Genomic DNA, 12,783 nt, shown 5'->3' on the forward strand with positions numbered 1-12,783 from the left:
CACCTTCGTTACATTAATGCAAGAGTAAAAATGGGAATTTAAAAGTTGGAAATATTCTAAAAATGAAAACGTTATCATATCAACTGTTTTCTTACTCCTTTTGCGTATATCTTCTTCGGCAGAAAGTTGAGACAAAAAAGGCAAACCGCATTGTTTTTACCATAATGTGGCTGCCTCGTCTCATTTGTTTTACATCAGCTAAAGTGTGTGAGCAAAACATGTATCGCTTCATTTTCGATTATACATGTTCCATATTCATTGATGCGGCTGAGTGTCAATGTAGATACATGGCCATACTCAGCCGCTAAAGATATGACCGTGTCATACGTCGTGTCTTTAACATTTTCGATAAGTAAATAGTATCTTCCCTCAAAATGATAAAGAGTACTATTAAGCAAACCTTGAAAAGATAATCTACGACATAATTGAACGATATCTTCAAAGTCATTGAATACATACAGAATATGGGGGAAGTCATCTATTTTCACTTGTAAATCCAAGAATTCCTCTTCGTCAGTCAATAATTCCTCTTCGTCCTTTGTCACGATGATTATCAACCCTTGTGCAGGCAAAGAGAAAATTTCGATTGCAATGGAGCCACTCATTTTAAAGCTGAGTTCTTCGCACGCTTCTTCGACCATATCCTGAAATAGCTTGTGGACCTTTAAGGAATTCCCTAAAATATCTTCTTTTGTTATGCCTCTATCAATTAAATCATCAAGGGTCAAAAAAATCTTGATTTTATTATTAGTTAATCGCTCCAGCTTCATAAAAAAATGCCCCCTGGTTACCATCTTCATACATCATATGAAGCCTTGGTCGCAGGGTGCATATCCATTATTTCTCTTAAGCCGGCCGCCGCTAACCTTTCAGCCATTCCTCCCATTTCGATTGCGTGTCCCCCATTAAAACTCCGCTGAAGTCCGTACGGTTTTCCTCGGAAATAAGGCTCAGCGCCGCACCGCCAAGGCCCACCTTCAAATCCGGGAAATCCTTTATTAATGCTTCAACCAGCCTAAATGTTCCATCAAGATTCTCTTCCAGTGAACATGACATGAATAGGTAAGAGGGTTTTATGATGTTTAAAACGGTGAAAAGGTCATTATCAGCAATGGATTCACCTAAATAAATGGTTTCATACCCTTTCCTCTTCAAAAAAACGGTAAAGACCAACAGTCCAAATTCATGTTTTTCACCGGGAGCACAAACGGTAAGGGCTTTCGGAAGAAAACCATTAGTCGGAATGGTATGCATAACTGAACTGATCCTGGATTTCAGGATGTTGGACGCAAAGTGTTCATGAGCGGAAGTAATTTCTCCCCTTTCCCACTTATCCCCAATCTGAACCAATATTGAGCCAAGTACATCAACTATGGTTTGTTCGATTGTATACATACTGAATGCTTGGCTTATCAGCATATGAGCTTTATTTTCATTGAAATTCAATAGAGCTTCGATTAATTCATCCGAAAACTTAATCGCTTGTTCATCCTTACGGTTCGTTTCAGGAACTCCAGGAGCTAGAGTGCCAGTACTTTCAAGAAGTGAAACGGCTTGGCTTATTGTAAAACCTTGCTTTGTTTTATTGATTAGCCACTTAAGGATTTGCAGATGTTTTTCAGTATACAGCCGGTGCCCCGATTCATTCCTGACAGGCTCGATAAATTTATAGCGCCTTTCCCATGCTCTAAGGGTTCCCGACTGAATGTCCAGCAGTTTTGAAACTGCCTTTATATTATATTTACCTTCTTGCATGGTTTTACAAGGCCTCCAATAACTGTACGATCATTTGTTGAAATTATAGTGGATTTTTCATGGTCTGTAAAATTCCGATATGCTCGATTAATAACAGCCTAATAGGTCTTTTCCACAGCTTCGCCTATTTCAGTGTCTGTCCCCCTTTTCAGGGTGAAGAGGTGCGTTTCCGGCTTAGCCTCAAGCCTTAAAGGCACTGCGCTTGTCCCATAGCCATTACTGGTCATATATAAACAGTCCCCCTCTTTTTCAATGCTGCCGATCTGATAGGGCCCGAATCCGAATATACGAATCTGCCCGCCATGGGTGTGACCTGACAGGACAAGACTAATATGGTGTTCCGGAGTCAACTGTTTCTTGACCAATGGATTATGGCTCACCAAAATCCGAAAATCTTCATTCCCGCAATCCGACAGGGCAAGGTCAAGCCTATCACGTTCTTCTGATATATCATCAATGCCCAGAAGAGCGATTTTGCTTCCATTTTGAGACTCAAAAGAAACAGCTGTATTATCAAGGATTTTCACACCATGTTTCAAAAGAGTCGCATCCAGTTCATGGAAGTCTCCTTCATAATCATTATTACCCCAAACAAAATAAAGGGGACCAAGTTCTTTTAGTTTCAATATATTTTTTTCCACGCGTTCTAAGGGAACCCCGCTTTCCCTAATGTCACCGCCGATTATCACCAAATCTGCCTTGTCACGAGCGTCCTCAATTAATTTATCCGCAACGATCCGCCGATGAAGATCGGATATAAAAAAGATCCGAACATCTCCAAAGCCTTCAGGAAAGTCTTTGAAATATAAGTCTTGAGAAATCACCCTATCTAGCATAGCCGTACGCCACATGTAAAAGATCGTGGCAAATGACAGCAGAATGATGACTAAAAATAATCCAGATAACCATAACATCTTAGTTAAACCTTCTTTCCATCCTTATCCCAAACGTACTTTCATATAACCATAAAACCATATTACCCGCAATTAAATATGATTTAACGCGATCATCATTTATTTTCATGATATAAGTTAATATCATAATTCTTCTTCATCATTTCAAATACCTTATGGCGGCTTTTCCATTCTTCCTCTTTTTCCCACAATTGCTTACTTTTATTAATGATTTCACAGCGTAGCAGTTGAAACTCCTTTTCAGCTTTATCAAGCTTTTTTTTAATTAATACCATATATCCATATAGACCAATCGCTGATGCCAAAAAAAGGAAATGACTGAAATGGTCGACGAAAACACTAAACATACTGAAAAAGGAATAGGAATAAGGTACAACGATATAAAAATATAGATAAATCATAAAAAGGGCAGCAACAATCATGGTTGCCCATAAGCTTTGAAGGTGCTTCTTTTTAAGTGCCTCGAATTTTTTCTTTCGATCCACGACATTCTGCAGCATTTGCTTTGTTGCTTGATCCGTCTTCTCATCCAATAAAATGATTGTCGATTCCATCGCATTTCCTCCTCTACTCTTTCAAATCATGATATGAAAGAGTAGAGGAAAAAATGATAAAGTACCTGTCACGTTTACCTTCACACTGAACTAAGTCAACCAATCTTAAAAACACCCTGCCTATAAAGACAGAGTGCCATCGTTATTTCTTGATAGGAATTTTCAATACCTGACCTTTGGAAATTTCATTGCCATCCAGCCCATTCCACTCCCTGATCAGAGCAATCCCTTCCTGTGATTTGTAGTAATTCATGGAAATTCGAAATAATGTTTCTTCACCTTGAACAGTATGTAAGACAACTTTGTATCCCTCTTTATCCGGTTTCGCAGCTTGAACATTTTCGGCAGCCTTTTTCTTTTCTGTTTCTGCCTTCTTTGCTTTTTCATCAGCTATTTGCTTTGCTTTGGCTTTTTCCTCAGCTTCTCGCTGTGCTTTGGCCTTTTCTTCAGCTTCTCGCTGTGCTTTGGCCTTTTCCTCAGCTTCTCGCTGTGCTTTGGCCTTTTCTTCAGCTTCTTGCTGCACTTTGGCTTTTTCTTCAGCTTCTTGCTGCGCTTTGGCTTTTTCCTCAGCTTCTTCTTTTTCTTTCTCCGCTTCAGCCTTTGCCGATTCTTTTTCCTTTAAATCATCTGCAGTAGCTGTAGTTGGAATCGATTCAGTAGCTTCCTCACTAAAGACGACTTGGTCACTTTTCACAACAGGTACAGGCCTATCCTGCAGATATGTATAAAGGGCGTAAAATCCAATTGGAAGTAAAATAAAAAATAATGCTAATAATTGAATCATTGGGAACTTCTTCACTTTACTTTTTTTCTTTTTATTCTGGTGGACTTTGCTCCGCTTGGGCAATGAGGACTTAGCCTTCTGACGTTCAATTCGCGAACGAAGTTCACCAGCCTGATCGTTTTCCTTTTCATTCTTTTGCACTCGGCTCATTCAAGTCACCCCCTTTCTTGCTAAACCCTCTTTGCTTTTTGTTCCTGATTAAAATACCAAGGATAAAGTCAATCAAAAAGTGAGCTGTTATCGTCACGATGAGATTATTGGTCATTTCAAATAGAAAACCGATAAAGAAGCTCAAAACCAAAACATTTAAAAATAAAAACCAATTAAAAAGGTAACGATAATGAACGGCTGCAAAAATGAGGCTCGTAAGAAGCAAACCAAAATGTGTTTGCAGCACTCCACGGAATAATACTTCTTCACTTATCGCAACCACTAAAGTTACGGCAAAAATCATCGGGTATGACAAATTACTGAAAATGCGTTCGTTAATACCACCATCATCCTGATAGGAAGATGGTGTCACTTTCATAAACAATATGTCAAATAACACGACAATGACTCCAGCGGGAATTCCAATAAGCAAAATGTTCAGGTCATCAAAGATAAATAAGTCGAAAAAAGCTGAACGGTCTTTAAATAAAATAATACCTAAAAAGAAGGCTAACGTTAAGAGAATAATTTGCGTAAGAAACAAATTATATAGCAACTGTTTATCTGTAAGTTGTTTAATAATTTCAGCTTGCTTATTTTTCATTGCCATTTTCCTTCTTTAATAAGATATAAGCCAATTCTTTTTTCCAAGTGGAAAAGGAATTGACCGGGTCCACCTTGACTTCCGGCCATACATCAGCCATTTTTTCGACATCCATCCCACAGATATCACAGCAGATGTGGTTCACTTCCCGATGCTTTTCTCCAAAGTAGTCCAGTATCCCTAAACGGCGACATTCCTGTGTATAAATCCAGTGAAGGAATTTATGCAGCTTTTCCTGATTCCTTGATTTTCTCTTTTGACAATACTCTTTCATCTCTGCCATTTGATCTAGGTTATTGCCCGTGATAAGCTGCGTAAAAAAACGGAGCTGGATTTCGTTCAACGAAAAGGATTGAGACAGCTGTTCTTTTTCCGAGAGGGTCAAATTCGCCATATTTTTGTGTGATGCATTAAGGAAAGAACATACACCATCGATTTGCGAATCCGTAGGCAACTGTTGCTCCATCAAATGCAGGGGAAGCCCTTCATCCCCTTCGCTATATAATAAGACAGCCACACTTTGTTTCCGATCTCGTCCAGCCCTGCCTATCTCCTGAAGATATGCTTCCATCGTGGACGGGATATGAAAATGAATAACATATCTGACATCCGATTTATTCACACCCATTCCAAAAGCACTTGTTGCACATATAATTTTCAACTGGCCGGAAATGAATTGCTGCTGAATGAGCATCCTTTGCTCCTGTTCCATTCCACCGTGATAATAATTGACACTATCGATCCCGTTATCCTGTAAAAACCCAGTGACTGATTCCGCCACTTTTTTAGAGGAAAAATAAATAATTCCGCTTCCGGTAAATTTCCTGACAAGTTCCAGTACACGGGCTAGCTTCTCATCGTAACTGAACATTCGCTCGACAATAATTGCAATATTTTCCCGATCAACAGATGATACCATTTCCTTAGCCTGCCCAATGTTGAGTTTACCAACGATGTCCCTCCGGACCTCATCGGTTGCAGTTGCCGTCAGGGCAAGAGTCAACGGATTGTTCAATTCACGCCTCACTTCTCCTAAATTTAAATAATCCGGACGGAAATCATACCCCCATTGTGAGATGCAGTGTGCTTCGTCTATGACGAACAAACCTATGTCTATGGATTTCAAGGATTTTATCACGCCATCCAGGCTTAGCATTTCAGGAGATAAAAAAATAAAACGATAACTATGTAACCGGTCGAAAGCTTTCCTTTTTTGATTTAGCGTCAAAAAAGAGTTGAGGGTCAATACACTTTTTTCGCCACTCATCTTTAGCTGATCTGCTTGATCCTGCATTAAAGATAATAACGGGGAGACAATTAGGACAGTCTTATTTAAAAGATAAGCAGGCAGCTGGTAACATAATGATTTACCTGATCCGGTTGGGAGCATCGCTAAGGTATTACGGCCGGACATCAATGATTCAACCACTTCCTTTTGTCCAGGGCGGAATTCATCAAATCCGAATTTTTCTTTGAGGACTCGTTCTATGTTCATCATCACTCACCTATTTTCGCAAGTACAAGTCTTATTTGGAAAAAGCTTATTTGTTTATTATCGACCATCTGCTTGATTGCTTTAAGCTTTTTCGTACCAAGTTCCTTAATAGCTTCAGCAATTTCCCTCTCATCCTCGATAGTTACATAATCGGAAATCGGAAAATCTTTTTCCGATAAGACAATTTCTACAAGGTGATCTTCGATGGTGTTGACTTTCAATCTGCGGATTTCAGCTATTTCACCCAGATTTTTCCCTTCCTGGATGTATCGTAAAGTTGTATTTGTAGATTGTGTCAATTGAGGATTCCCACTTCTTTTCCAATCATTGGTTAATGAGGACAAGAGAGGGTAATCCTTTCCCGTTTCCATTTCTGCAAGCATTTGATGTAATGAGTCAAGGAATGTAAAGCGAACATACTCTTCTTCTACATCTTTCCTTTTTGCAATCTGTTCAAACGTAAGTCCAATCCTGTTTATTCCGGTTAACCTCAAAATGAAAATATCTCGTTTCATATCACTTTGACTTTCTAAAAGGGATATCAATTCATCATATAGATGTTGGGCAATCACCGCTCGATCCTCACGATTGACATGTAAAAATTCCTTTACGAAGAATTGGATTTTGGGATTTCTTTGTATCGGATAAAAACGTCTTTCATTGTGGACAATATGGGATATAGTTTGAATGAGTAAGTTTAACCTTCCCCAGAAAACCGGGGTGATATTGTGATACTTCCAACCATTTATATACGTCGGAAAAGGTTTACTTTTAAAGTAATCGCCTAACATTTTCTCACCTTGCATACTAATTTCATACGCATCTGGTTTATCCGTTAAATTAATCATGTCATGCTTAAGTAAATGTTCAATGTTTTGATTTAATTGCTGACGGGTAAATCGGGGTATTGTCCCAAAAATATCAGTTAACCCGAATAAATGGGCATCCTGGATTGTTTGTGACGATTTCTTACCCTGCAGCATATGGTATATAGCATAAATGGAACGTTCGCCTTGAAATTTTTTTATCGCATATAGAATGATGGCCTGTAGATAATTATTCATGGGACTCACATCCTTGTTTCATTTAACCAATAACCCCATTGTAACAAAAAACTGCAAAAATCGCCGTTATTATTGATGATTACAAGGGAAATTATGTGACTAAATGACGAACCATGGAGAGAACCAAGTTAATTATTTCGATGTTTTTCGTTGACATTCAGCTACATGATAGTTATTATCAATACAATTTCTATTGAAAAGTTTGGCATTCGGTCTTACAATAAGAAAGAGATAATAATCTGAAATAAAAAGATTATCAGTTGTTAATCAACTTAGGAGGGGTTATATTCATGGCTAAATTTACAATTGTGGATAAAGAAACATGCATAGCTTGTGGAGCATGCGGAGCAGCGGCACCAGATATATATGATTATGATGACGAAGGGATTGCATTTGTTACCCTTGACGATAACGAGGGAATCGTTGAAATTCCAGATGTACTTATAGACGACATGATGGATGCATTTGAAGGATGCCCAACGGATTCCATTAAAGTTGCTGACGAGGCATTTGACGGAGATGCACTAAAATTCGAATAACGGTACAAGCCATTTTCAATCGAGAATGGCTTTTTCTTTTGGCCAATGTTGGATTACATCTCCTCATACAAAAAAACAAACATAAAAAACAACCGAATATGGATATCCGGTTGTTTTTTCATTTCTATCGTCAATGCCGTTAAGCATTTTTATATAATATTTGCTTATTGATCCATGTCTGTAATTTAATGAACAGCAACATGAATACAGATGTGATGAGCACGCCTTTAATCACGTTGAAAGGCAAGATTGCCGTCGTAACGAACTTTCTTGACTCGGGCGCCGACATTGCATCCCATCCCATAAAGAAGGTATATGCCGGTAAAAAAACAAAATAGTTTAAAACACTCATGAATACTGCCATGGAAACTGTCCCCGCAAGTAAAGCGAACGTCATCCCTTTTTTTGAATTGATTTTCTTAAATACATAATAAGTTGGCAAGACAAACAGTATTCCGGCTATAAAGTTAGCGATATGCCCCACAGGTACAGCAGTCAAGGTCCCTGTCATGACTAAATCCAATAGGTTTTTAATGAACTCGACTAGAATTCCAGCCATCGGACCGAAAATCAATGCCGCCATCAGTGCTGGTATGTCGCTAAAATCGACATTTAGAAAAGGCGGGAATCCTGGAAACGGGAAATTTAAAAGCATCAATAAATAAGAAATGCTTCCCATCATTGCAAGTGTAACCGTTTTTTTCACTTTGTTCTTATTCATAGTTCTCTCTCCTTCTTTTCCGATCTACCTGAAAAAGAGGTTTGGGTTCCAAAATATGTTGATGCTCAATAAAAAACCTTTAATTCCAATAGAATTAAAGGGATAAATTAAAGGTTACATCAAACAAACGTTCAGCAAATAACTGTTGAAACGCACTCAGGAACCTCCATCTTCTCCCATCCAGACTATACTGTCGGCTTTGGAATCACACCAAATCCTGCCTTGTAAGGCTCGCGGGCTTAGAAGAAGAAATTCCTTCATCACCGCCGGTGGGGAATTGCGCCCCGCCCCGAAGATAGACCTATAAAATTTTTATACTTCCCATTATATCTGAAATTCATTTTTTTTGATAGCATTTTTTCTCAGTAGATGCGTTTAGGATGAATATCGATCGTCGCAGTGAATGGTTTAAAACAAATAACGAAAATTTTTTTATACTATGCAAACGAAGACGAAGCCATTTATATCACGATATTAAATAAATGATCAGATGATAATCATGTTATTAAGCGCTTACATCGAGTTAAGCCAAATTGACATAAGCAGCATTTCAATTGTAAAATTAACTGAAATTTAAGATAATTATTTTCCCTAGGAAGGTGTTTAGACGTGTATCGGATTTTAGTAGCAGACGCCATTAAACCAGAAGGACTCGGACCGTTATCAGAGGCATCCAATATTCATCTCATTCAGAAAACCGTAGAGGAAGCTGCAAACGAACTTGATCGGATCGATGCAATTCTTGTGAGAAGTGCAACGAAGGTTTCGGAAGATTTAATGAACCGTATGCCGCAGTTAAAAATTATAGCACGCGCTGGTGTCGGTGTTGATAACATAGACATCCCCGCGGCGACAAAACGCGGGATTGTCGTGGTTAATGCACCTGACGGCAATACCATTTCAACAGCTGAACATACATTTGCGATGATGGCTTCATTAATGCGCCACATTCCGCAAGCTTACGCTTCACTGAAGAATGGGGAGTGGAAACGTTCTTCATATACGGGAACTGAACTTCGTGGTAAAACATTAGGTATAGTTGGCTTTGGACGTATCGGAGGGGAAATTGCAAAACGTGCTAAAGTGTTTGGCATGGATGTCATTGTCTATGATCCGTTCCTGACTGTCGATCGTGCAAAGAAAATGTCCGTAACGGCCCTGCCGTTAGATGAATTGCTTCCTAAAGCAGACATCATTACTGTTCATACACCACTAACGAATGATACTAGAGGATTAATCAATAAAGAAAAACTGCTTACCTGTAAAAAGGGGGTATATGTACTAAACTGCGCCCGTGGTGGAATTCTAGACGAAGATGATTTATATGAAATGTTAGTCGAAGGACATGTTGCAGGGGCGGCACTGGACGTTTTCGTCGAAGAACCTCCACTTGGCCATAAACTGCTTGAACTGGATAGCGTCATTGCTACACCGCATCTTGGTGCTTCCACGAAAGAAGCCCAATTAAATGTTGCCGTACAGGTTGCCCAAGAAGTATTGACCTATTTTGAAGGAAACCCAGTCTCAAGTTCAATCAACCTTCCAGCCATATCTAAAGAAGTGTTTGAAAAAGTACAGCCTTTCTATCAACTTGTTCAGCAAATGGGATCCATTGCTTCTCAGTGCATGAATGAAGGAATTCAGGAAATCTCCGTTACGTATGCAGGAGAATCATTGGATTTCGATACAGCGATTCTTACAAAAAGTCTAATCTCTGGCTTTTTCAGATCAAGAGTTGATGCATCAGTCAATGAAGTGAATGCCCTGTTGATCGCAAAAGAGTGTGGCATAACCGTTGGTGAAAAAATCTCTACGGACTCTTTAGGTTACTCGAATTTGATCAGCCTTAAAGTAAAAGGTGACAACCGTGAATTAACAATCAGTGGAACCTATATCGAAAATTACGGTTCTCGAATTGTAAGTTTGAATGGTTTCAAAATCGACTTTCAACCAGAACCGAATTTACTTTATATCCAGCATACCGATAAACCTGGTGTAATCGGTAACGTAGGTAAGGTCCTAGGTGATCACGGAGTGAATATCGCCACCATGCAGGTTGGCCGAAAAGAAGCTGGCGGGGAAGCCATCATGGTTTTGAGCTTTGATTTACCATTAGAAGACAACATGAAACAATTTTTAATGGAAACAGAAGAAATTACATTCATGGCCCGTATCTCATTATAAGAAGAAAAAAGTGCCCGTCCAGCGCGGGCACTTTTTCTGTGAATGCAAGGGGCTTTTGCCAACCATAGACAGGGTGTTTTTAACGCACCATCAATTCACTTGGTTCGGTGCTTTGGGCACCACTATGTCTTCAGTTAAATTCAGCTGGCCTACCTCTTCAATAGGAGCATTTTCAAACTTCACTTTTTCAAAACCAAAATCCTTGGCAATGAAGAGTATGGCTTCTAAAGCTTGAAGGGATTCCTTACTATTTTCAATGGCAGCTTGATCTGATAATTGAATGATCACAAGATCTCCATTAGAGCTTACCCTTTCCCATGTCAGGTCATGCGGGATTGCAGGTGAAATTCCCTCGATGTCCGCCTCCCCTTTTCCAGCTTGCAGCGCCTCCTCAAAGTCCTGATAACCCATATTGCTTGGAACAAGGAACCTTGGGGAGGACTGATCCCTTTGGTAAAGAAAGTATGTGCGATTTTTTTGATGAGGTATGTCCACCTCCTTTAAATATCCCGCGTGCGCAAACATGGCACCTTGCTTACCATCTGTAGAAAATGTCATTTTCTCTATATTGTTATATGAAAGCGTTTCCTCCATCGAATGGAGAAAAAGTGTATCTTCATCCAATAGTCGGCTTTTTTCTTGAAAATCAATATGAGCAGTGGTCCTATCATTTCCTTTGCTGATCTTTATATCAAGTGGAAAATAGTCAGATAGCCCATATTGCTCTTCATCCATATCGGACATTTGATTAACTAACTGATTCAGTTTATCACCTTCGTCATAATGTTTGAGTTTAATTGAAATGGGAACGATGAAATTCATTTGATCATCTGGGACACCCATCGTAATGATCGATGCATTTTTAAGGTCATCTTGATAGATCGCTCGTGCAAATGTTTTTTCCTTTTCCCCTTTTCGGGGTTCCATTTCTGAAACCTTGTCTTTAGATTCGATTTCCGCTTGCTTACTCGAAAACTTTTGATTATCCTGTTTATCTGCTGAATGATTTTCTTTGTTACTTCCATCCTGCCGTTCAAGATCTGCCATTTCCTTATTTTCAGATAGAGATAATTTCCCACTACTGCCGCTGTCCTCTTGACTTGTCGTTCCTTTTTTTTCAATAATTAAAGATGATGCCAAAACTACCATTAAGAATAAGGAGGCAACACCCACAAATAGAGGTATCCAGTGTTTCTTTTTCTTCTTATCATGTATTCTCGAAAACACCTCTGCCTTGGTTCGGTCATCTTTTAATTTCGGAAGCTCGCGCAGCAGGTCTTCAATTTCGCTTTCTTTCCAACGGGATCTTCTCAATGCGGTGGCCCTCCTTTCCTGATAAATCTTCCATCAACTTTTTAATAGCCTTCAAAGCACGGTGCTGGGTCGTTTTTACCTTACTTTCACTCCAATTCAATACTTCAGCAGTTTCCGTAATGGACAATCCCTGAATATATCGTAAAATGATGACCGATCTTTGATTCGTGGTACACCGGTTTAAGCATTGATAAATATCTTGGATTTCATCGTTCATGATAGCCACTTCTTCCGGAATGGGCTCTTTATCTTTTATCAATTGCCTATCCCAATCAAAGTTAGGAAAGATTTTATCTTTCCACCCTTTTTGTTTCCGAAAGTAATCAATCGTCACATTTCTTGCAATCGAGTACATCCACGTTTTTTCACTGCTTTTTCCTTCAAAGCGTTCATAAGCCTTCATCACCCGGATATAGACTTCCTGAACAAGGTCCTCAGCCGTTTCTCGATTTTTAGTCATATAAAAAATGAATTGATATATTTCCTGATGATATTTTTCATATAGATCGTGGAAAACGGAATCCATCATTTCCCCACATCCGTTCATAAATATAGTCGTCAATCCTAAACAAAAGTTACATACTTCGGCTTTAATCTTATTATAAAATTCCGTTAATTTCCACATATCAGGGACTTCTTATTTTGTTTCCGAAAAAAAACAAAGACAAGTTGGAAAGAAATCCAATTGCCTTTGTCTTCTCAGTT

13 protein-coding genes and 1 riboswitch are annotated in these 12,783 nt (G+C 39.0%); of the genes, 2 read left to right on the forward strand and 11 right to left on the reverse strand.

What is annotated here, in order from left to right; all coding sequences use genetic code 11:
* Nucleotides 1-194: 194 nt before the first annotated feature.
* From FNK51_RS12945 to FNK51_RS12980, 8 genes are all read right to left on the reverse strand, one after another.
* Nucleotides 195-770, reverse strand: coding sequence for a genetic competence negative regulator (locus FNK51_RS12945; RefSeq protein WP_141993578.1), 576 nt, complete (start codon nucleotides 768-770; stop codon nucleotides 195-197).
* A gap of 91 nt (nucleotides 771-861) precedes the next feature.
* Nucleotides 862-1,755, reverse strand: a complete 894-nt coding sequence (locus FNK51_RS12950; RefSeq protein WP_141993579.1) for a MerR family transcriptional regulator — start codon at nucleotides 1,753-1,755, stop codon at nucleotides 862-864.
* 98 nt (nucleotides 1,756-1,853) lie between these two features.
* A complete protein-coding gene (locus FNK51_RS12955) occupies nucleotides 1,854-2,669 on the reverse strand; it encodes a metallophosphoesterase (RefSeq protein WP_141993580.1) in 816 nt (271 codons plus the stop codon).
* 95 nt (nucleotides 2,670-2,764) lie between these two features.
* Complete coding sequence (locus FNK51_RS12960) at nucleotides 2,765-3,223, reverse strand: YpbF family protein (RefSeq protein ID WP_141993581.1); 459 nt, start codon at nucleotides 3,221-3,223, stop codon at nucleotides 2,765-2,767.
* Between the two features lie 142 nt (nucleotides 3,224-3,365).
* On the reverse strand, nucleotides 3,366-4,157 hold the full coding sequence (locus FNK51_RS12965) for a LysM peptidoglycan-binding domain-containing protein (RefSeq protein ID WP_141993582.1): 792 nt from the start codon (nucleotides 4,155-4,157) through the stop codon (nucleotides 3,366-3,368).
* On the reverse strand, nucleotides 4,135-4,761 hold the full coding sequence (locus FNK51_RS12970; RefSeq protein WP_141993583.1) for a CPBP family intramembrane glutamic endopeptidase: 627 nt from the start codon (nucleotides 4,759-4,761) through the stop codon (nucleotides 4,135-4,137). Before FNK51_RS12970 ends, FNK51_RS12965 begins: the two co-directional genes overlap by 23 nt.
* The gene (locus FNK51_RS12975; protein ID WP_286178692.1) at nucleotides 4,751-6,256 is read right to left on the reverse strand and encodes a RecQ family ATP-dependent DNA helicase; all 1,506 of its coding nucleotides are present in this window, start codon (nucleotides 6,254-6,256) and stop codon (nucleotides 4,751-4,753) included. Before FNK51_RS12975 ends, FNK51_RS12970 begins: the two co-directional genes overlap by 11 nt.
* 2 nt (nucleotides 6,257-6,258) lie before the next feature.
* Nucleotides 6,259-7,320, reverse strand: a complete 1,062-nt coding sequence (locus FNK51_RS12980) for a YpbB family protein (RefSeq protein WP_141993585.1) — start codon at nucleotides 7,318-7,320, stop codon at nucleotides 6,259-6,261.
* 290 nt (nucleotides 7,321-7,610) lie between these two features.
* Here FNK51_RS12980 and FNK51_RS12985 point away from each other — a divergent pair, with 290 nt between their 5' ends.
* Nucleotides 7,611-7,859, forward strand: a complete 249-nt coding sequence (locus tag FNK51_RS12985) for a ferredoxin (protein WP_034308087.1) — start codon at nucleotides 7,611-7,613, stop codon at nucleotides 7,857-7,859.
* Between the two features lie 139 nt (nucleotides 7,860-7,998).
* Here the strand turns inward: FNK51_RS12985 and FNK51_RS12990 are convergent, their stop codons facing one another.
* Nucleotides 7,999-8,580 (reverse strand): ECF transporter S component, encoded by a 582-nt coding sequence (locus tag FNK51_RS12990; RefSeq protein ID WP_141993586.1) that lies wholly within the window; start codon nucleotides 8,578-8,580, stop codon nucleotides 7,999-8,001.
* 164 nt (nucleotides 8,581-8,744) lie between these two features.
* Nucleotides 8,745-8,881, reverse strand: a riboswitch (FMN riboswitch).
* A 308-nt stretch (nucleotides 8,882-9,189) separates the two neighbouring features.
* Between FNK51_RS12990 and serA the strand changes: the two genes are divergently transcribed.
* Nucleotides 9,190-10,764, forward strand: a complete 1,575-nt coding sequence (serA, locus tag FNK51_RS12995) for a phosphoglycerate dehydrogenase (protein ID WP_098370808.1) — start codon at nucleotides 9,190-9,192, stop codon at nucleotides 10,762-10,764.
* 90 nt (nucleotides 10,765-10,854) lie between these two features.
* On the opposite strand, the gene FNK51_RS13000 is transcribed toward serA, so the two are convergent.
* Together FNK51_RS13000 and sigX are read right to left on the reverse strand one after the other, a co-directional pair.
* Entirely contained in the window at nucleotides 10,855-12,078 is a 1,224-nt protein-coding gene (locus FNK51_RS13000; protein WP_141993587.1) for a GerMN domain-containing protein, read from the reverse strand.
* Nucleotides 12,044-12,604, reverse strand: coding sequence for an RNA polymerase sigma factor SigX (sigX, locus tag FNK51_RS13005; protein ID WP_098370848.1), 561 nt, complete (start codon nucleotides 12,602-12,604; stop codon nucleotides 12,044-12,046). Before sigX ends, FNK51_RS13000 begins: the two co-directional genes overlap by 35 nt.
* Nucleotides 12,605-12,783 lie beyond the last annotated feature (179 nt).

This window comes from Bacillus sp. B4EP4a (assembly GCF_006680105.1).
GTDB classification, from domain to species: Bacteria; Bacillota; Bacilli; order Bacillales; family DSM-1321; genus Peribacillus; species Peribacillus simplex_E.

Excerpts from the sequence above, each read along its gene's own strand:
- FNK51_RS12965 (WP_141993582.1), bottom strand. The coding sequence starts at position 4,157 with ATGAGCCGAGTGCAAAAGAATGAAAAGGAAAACGATCAGGCTGGTGAA.
- FNK51_RS12970 (WP_141993583.1), bottom strand. The coding sequence starts at position 4,761 with ATGAAAAATAAGCAAGCTGAAATTATTAAACAACTTACAGATAAACAG.
- FNK51_RS12990 (WP_141993586.1), bottom strand. The coding sequence starts at position 8,580 with ATGAATAAGAACAAAGTGAAAAAAACGGTTACACTTGCAATGATGGGA.
- FNK51_RS12960 (WP_141993581.1), bottom strand. The coding sequence starts at position 3,223 with ATGGAATCGACAATCATTTTATTGGATGAGAAGACGGATCAAGCAACA.
- FNK51_RS12955 (WP_141993580.1), bottom strand. The coding sequence starts at position 2,669 with ATGTTATGGTTATCTGGATTATTTTTAGTCATCATTCTGCTGTCATTT.
- FNK51_RS12945 (WP_141993578.1), bottom strand. The coding sequence starts at position 770 with ATGAAGCTGGAGCGATTAACTAATAATAAAATCAAGATTTTTTTGACC.
- FNK51_RS12950 (WP_141993579.1), bottom strand. The coding sequence starts at position 1,755 with ATGCAAGAAGGTAAATATAATATAAAGGCAGTTTCAAAACTGCTGGAC.
- FNK51_RS12985 (WP_034308087.1), top strand. The coding sequence starts at position 7,611 with ATGGCTAAATTTACAATTGTGGATAAAGAAACATGCATAGCTTGTGGA.
- sigX (WP_098370848.1), bottom strand. The coding sequence starts at position 12,604 with ATGGATTCCGTTTTCCACGATCTATATGAAAAATATCATCAGGAAATA.
- FNK51_RS12980 (WP_141993585.1), bottom strand. The coding sequence starts at position 7,320 with ATGAATAATTATCTACAGGCCATCATTCTATATGCGATAAAAAAATTT.
- FNK51_RS12975 (WP_286178692.1), bottom strand. The coding sequence starts at position 6,256 with ATGAACATAGAACGAGTCCTCAAAGAAAAATTCGGATTTGATGAATTC.